Consider the following 5,078-nt stretch of genomic DNA (forward strand, 5'->3'; position numbering starts at 1 on the left):
ATCTTCGGCTGCCTGGAGGATGTTCAACACCAACTGCGTGGAGGTATCCGAATCAGAAAGCGTATGCGCACCACCACAGCAAGCGGTTTTCAAGGGAAAGTCTACGGCTACGGCACCCGCTGCATTGAGCAGGTCGTCCATAAAATGCGGTGCATAGCTGGATTCAGAGCCGGGACCCTGGTCCTTTTCCGGGAAGATCTGCCGGGGACGGGTATACATACAGCCGTAATAGTTAGCAATTTTCAAACCGTTCAGACTTTTTTTGACCTTGCTCTTGATGCCATCAGGACCGACTTCTTCCATGAACCATTCCAGAGCATGCAACGTCCGTACATCACCGTCGTATACCGGATCGCCGGATTTGTCGGCCAGATCCTGAACCGTCTTCATGGTCTCTTCGGAAGTGGCACATTCATATTCCGTCTGCTTCAGATTGCGGTAACAACCGTTGCAAGGGGCCATCACCGTATCACAACCCTGCAATTTGCTGGCAATGGCCAGATTGCGTGCGGACATGTAAGTCTGCAGCATGGGGTGAATATTCTTCACTTCCATGGCACCACAGCAGTTGTAGTCTTCGAGGTTTTCCATCTGCAGGCCAAGTTCCTTGACCAGAACGCGCGTGGACTTGTCGTAGGGGCCGCCGGAACCTTCCAGCGCGCAACCCGGATAATATGCAACCTTAGCCATGATGAGCAGCCTCCTTCTGTGCTTTCACATATTCTGCGAGTACTTCTCCGGTCTTGCCCCAGGACTTGGTTTTCGGACGGAAAACAACGTTCATACCCATTTTCGCCAACTGCCCCAAAGGTAACCCCTTGGACAGCCGCTTTCCGAACTCAACAATCCAGGCCTGCACCAGAGGCTGATTGGAACGCTTGTAAAAACCCATCATGACTTCGGTATCTTCAATGCGACCAAACTCAATACACTGATGGGTGAATTCTTCGTCAAAGTGAGTGGAAAGGGTCTTGGGGGTCAGCCCATTATCTTCCATCCAGTGTGCGGTGGCTTTCATGACGCCTTCAGGACGCACGTCCTTGGGGCAGATGTTGGTGCACTTGTTACAGGACACGCACTGCCAGATGATGTCCTTATCTTTCATCAACTCGGCCTTCAGGCCCAGACGAATCAGATAAATCCAGTAACGCGGATTGAAGTCCACGTTCTGGGCGTACATGGTGCAGGAGTTGGTGCAGGAACCGCACTGCCAACAACGATGCACATTCTCGCCACCGCTGTAGCTCTGAATAATTTTTTCGAAATTTTCTTCATAGTCGGTGAGCGTACGGGGAGTAATCATCGTGTTCCAGGACCCTGAAACATCCACTCCGTCCACTACCAGATGGTCGTGCTGTAAAATCCGATCTGGATCGATCAGTGTTTTTTCATGAATAGCCATAGCTGCTCCTAAACCCTAATTCATCAATGAATGTCGTCTCTTTTGATGCGAGACCCGCCCATCCGCCGCTGCACTTCAACACCCAGCAACTTACGAATCTGCTCCGTAAAGTCGGTCTGACCGCCAAAGTCCGAACGCAAAAAGCCTTCTGCCATTGCCCGTACATACTGTGAATACTGATGAGCGAGGATGATGTCCACCATGTAGGGAACATCACGATATACGCCCAACTCCAGCAGTGTTTCACGCATCCACTGGCGCAGCCCCTCAAACATTTCGGGACTCTCGCCAAAAGGAAAATCCGTGAGGTAATCCCCACCACGTATAAACTCACGAATGGCTCCGGAAGTGGTTCCTTGATCCCAGACCCAGCGAGTCATCAGAGGATACCGCTCCGGATCGCTGAAGTGCAGGACTTCAGCAGCCACATCCCTGATGACGCGTTTGACTTTTCCGGTAGCTGGCAAGGCCTCTTCGAATCTTGCCATGCGCTGCGTCAAATCACCGTGTCCGGTGAGCAGATCGCGCATCAACTCCCCAACCTTGGCCGCACCTTGTTCCTCAATGAGCGGCCATATTTTCCGTCGCGCCGTAAACATCTGCGCGACGAGATGTTCCATTTGTGTTTCGGTCAGGGGTTGCTGTTCTTCCAGTAGCAGACGGCGAAAACTTGCCGTCTTTTCTGCCATGCTGCTCACCAGATCGGCAAGTCCCTGTTGTCCCTCAAAAGCTTCTTCCAGTTCATAGAAAGAACGATTGAGCAGGCCCTTGTCGAGCTCAATGGGCAGCGTGGCTGGAACGATATGTTCTTCGTTCCTGTGCTGGTAGATATCAGCTGGCAACTTTCTGCTGTCCAAAGAGATCGGCTACTGCTCGTGAACCAGCTGACTGCCCTTGAGCAATCGAAGTATCGATATCTTCCGGGCCGGTAGCCGCGCCACACACGTAAATACCCTTGCGCGTCGTTCCCTGGCTATTGGTGTACTGCTCGGCACGATCAATAAAGCCGTGTTTTTCGAGACCAATACCAAAAGTCTTGGCAATTTCAGCATTCAAAGCATTGGGATCCATACCGATAGCATGAACCACGATATCCATGGGAATCACGATAGGACGCTTGACCAGAGTATCTTCGCCTTTCACCAGCAAACGACCGTCCGGTGATTTGGTGACTTCGGCAATACGCGCTTTGACGAACTTGGTCTTGTACTCTTCTTGACTCTTCCAGTAGAACTTGTCTTCGTAAAGACCGAAGGTACGAATGTCCATGTAGTAAATGAACACGTCGGTGCTCGGTGAAATTTCCTTGATTTCCATCGCCAGATTCGTAGAAACGGTGCAGCAGATTTTGGAGCACCATTCACGACCAATCTGACGGTCACGTGACCCTACGCAGAGCAGAATGGCAACCCGCTCGGGCACCCGTCCATCCGAAGGACAGGTAATTTGACCGGTACCAACCATCTGTTCCATCTGGGTGGTGGTCAGTACGTCTTCATAGGTACCAAAACCCCATTCCGGCTTGTTGATGGAGTCAAAGTGGGTGAAACCGGTACCCAGCACAATGGATCCAGCCTCGACCTTTTCACCATTGCTCAGAGTCGCCGTAAAATTACCGGCTTCCCCTTCAACCGTGGTCACCTTGGTAGATTTGTGGATAGCCACATTGCCATCCCCTTCTACCCGACTGACCATACGACCAATAGCGTCCTTGGCCCACTCACCCGAGGGAACCAGCTTGGCGTAACCAGAGATGATCGGGGCGCCACCGAGAATATCTTCCTTCTCGACGATGACCGCTTTCTTGCCCATCGAAGCGATGGTTGCAGCTGCTGACAGACCGGCCGGGCCGGCACCTACGACTAATACTGTATCCTGTGCACTCACTGATTTTTCTCCTTAAGCGCCCGCTTTCATGTTGATATGTTGGTTAGTGGCGAGTTCGGGGTTGTAGAGGTATTCCACATTCCCCTGCTCGACCTGTTTGAGGTATTCCTGGAAGTCGGCTTTGGCCTTGTCCCAGCTGATGCCCATTTTTTCCACCAGATCTTCACAGGGTGAAGCATGCCACTGGAGCTGAACAATCTTGAAGGGATCAGCGCCACAGGCCAGGGCGGCCAGCTGCACGTCCGCAATGATCGGGATGCTGTAGTTCATGTCATGGGCCTTGCCGATCCACTGGTTCTTGTCCATGGTGGTGATACAGCCGGTGTCAATGCCAATCATGACGTCGGCGTTGGCTTCTTCCCGGGCCACCTTGATCTTGCGGTTCATGGTGAAGCTGCGGGTGAATTCGCGCTCGGAGATGATGTGCCGGAAGCCAAAGCCACAGCAGTCATACCAGGTGGAGTAGTCGATGACCTGCGCACCCAGCGCCTGGGCGACCGAGGTGCCGACGGCCGTGCGGTTGCCACCGAGAATGCTGTTGTCGTAAATGGCGTCTTCCGCCACCATCTTGTAGTAGTGACAGGCCGCATGGGTGGTCACCCGGATGTTGCTCATGTCGATGGTCTGCAGTTCGCTGGCAATGCGGTTGCGCATGACATGCAACCATTCACTGTAGTGCACGACTTCTTCGGGAATGACAATCTTGCCATCGACCAGACGGCCGAGCTTGCCGAGGATCTTCTTGACCTTTTCGCGCAGTTCGGCTGATTCAATCAAATACTTGCGAATTTCCTTGTAGTTGCCGAAGGAGGTGCCGCAGTGGACCAGCGGGAAGAAGTGGCCGTTTTCATAGCCGTGCTGCTTGCCGGAGACATAGGCCTGATGGAAGTTGCGCAGGAAGACGGCGGCGAGGGATTCAACATTGCCGATGCCAGAGCCATGGTAGTTCCAGGCGGTGCAGGAGGTCTGGTCAGTTTCGTCCAGATAATCCGTGCCAAAGTGGTTCATGAACCAGAGCAGGCTGGTGGGATAGCCGGGGATGTTGCCACACTGACCGCAGCTCTTGTGATGCCAGAGCTGGTTGGTGGGAACCCGCTTTTTCCAACCATAGAGAGTGTCTACTTCAATAGGCTTGTGGTCATCGGTAATGCGGTGAACAATGATTTCACCTTCTTTTTCCAGTGCCCACATGTGCTCGCGAATGTCGTCCATACGCTCGCCCAGGTCCATGGTGCGACGGTCTACGTGACTACGTACCCATGCCGTGGCCGCTTCCGCTTCGTTGGCCGATAAGTTCGTGTCCTGAAAAAAAGCTCCGTGCCCCGCTAATCCTTGCTGCGTGCTGTTGTCGCTCATAACGATCTCCTTGATCCGTCAGTCTTCCTGGCTCTCGAGCCAGTCTTCATAATCTTCCCGTTTTTCATCAATGAAATCCTCAATCACATCAAAGAGGTTTTCATCCATGGTTTCCAGAGACTTCAGCACACCCGTCATTTCCCAGATGGTGTACATTTCTACGGAAGTTTTCAGGGAAACCTCCCAGGCCGTTTCTACCGTTTGCAGCGTGCGAACCGGGATTGCTTTGCGTAGAATCCGCAAATCTCCTTCAACCTTCTGAATATTGGGGCCCCAGTCCGGAAAATGATCGGGCTGGATCATGTCAGGAGAAAGCTGGTTACCCGTGGTAATCAGTTTGAGCATTACGCGACCAAAGGGGCGCAACACATCTTTGGCCGATTGCATACCATGGCGAATGGAGACTTCGCGCATGATCATGACCAGTCCACCG

Annotated in this window: 5 protein-coding genes and 1 pseudogene; all 6 read right to left on the minus strand. The window is 52.8% G+C overall.

Features of this window, described 5'->3' with window-relative positions; genetic code table 11:
• On the minus strand, nucleotides 1-690 hold a 690-nt coding region (locus tag BLW97_RS11350), incomplete at its 3' end, for a CoB--CoM heterodisulfide reductase iron-sulfur subunit B family protein (protein ID WP_075323208.1).
• Nucleotides 683-1,402 (minus strand): 4Fe-4S dicluster domain-containing protein, encoded by a 720-nt coding sequence (locus BLW97_RS11355; RefSeq protein ID WP_010637284.1) that lies wholly within the window; start codon nucleotides 1,400-1,402, stop codon nucleotides 683-685. The genes BLW97_RS11355 and BLW97_RS11350, both read right to left, overlap by 8 nt.
• 23 nt (nucleotides 1,403-1,425) lie before the next feature.
• Nucleotides 1,426-2,244, minus strand: a complete 819-nt coding sequence (locus BLW97_RS11360) for a hypothetical protein (protein WP_075323210.1) — start codon at nucleotides 2,242-2,244, stop codon at nucleotides 1,426-1,428.
• Nucleotides 2,234-3,289, minus strand: a complete 1,056-nt coding sequence (locus BLW97_RS11365) for a CoB--CoM heterodisulfide reductase iron-sulfur subunit A family protein (RefSeq protein ID WP_010637279.1) — start codon at nucleotides 3,287-3,289, stop codon at nucleotides 2,234-2,236. Before BLW97_RS11365 ends, BLW97_RS11360 begins: the two co-directional genes overlap by 11 nt.
• Before the next feature lie 12 nt (nucleotides 3,290-3,301).
• The gene (locus BLW97_RS11370; protein WP_024892996.1) at nucleotides 3,302-4,645 is read right to left on the minus strand and encodes a heterodisulfide reductase-related iron-sulfur binding cluster; all 1,344 of its coding nucleotides are present in this window, start codon (nucleotides 4,643-4,645) and stop codon (nucleotides 3,302-3,304) included.
• 18 nt (nucleotides 4,646-4,663) lie between these two features.
• Nucleotides 4,664-5,078: pseudogene (locus BLW97_RS20040) on the minus strand (4Fe-4S dicluster domain-containing protein); the annotation flags it as partial.

It is taken from the genome of Acidithiobacillus albertensis (genome assembly GCF_001931655.1).
GTDB lineage: Bacteria > Pseudomonadota > Gammaproteobacteria > Acidithiobacillales > Acidithiobacillaceae > Acidithiobacillus > Acidithiobacillus thiooxidans.

Bases quoted from the DNA above. Each gene is read 5' to 3' on its own strand.
- BLW97_RS11370 (WP_024892996.1), bottom strand. From the start codon at position 4,645: ATGAGCGACAACAGCACGCAGCAAGGATTAGCGGGGCACGGAGCTTTT.
- BLW97_RS11355 (WP_010637284.1), bottom strand. From the start codon at position 1,402: ATGGCTATTCATGAAAAAACACTGATCGATCCAGATCGGATTTTACAG.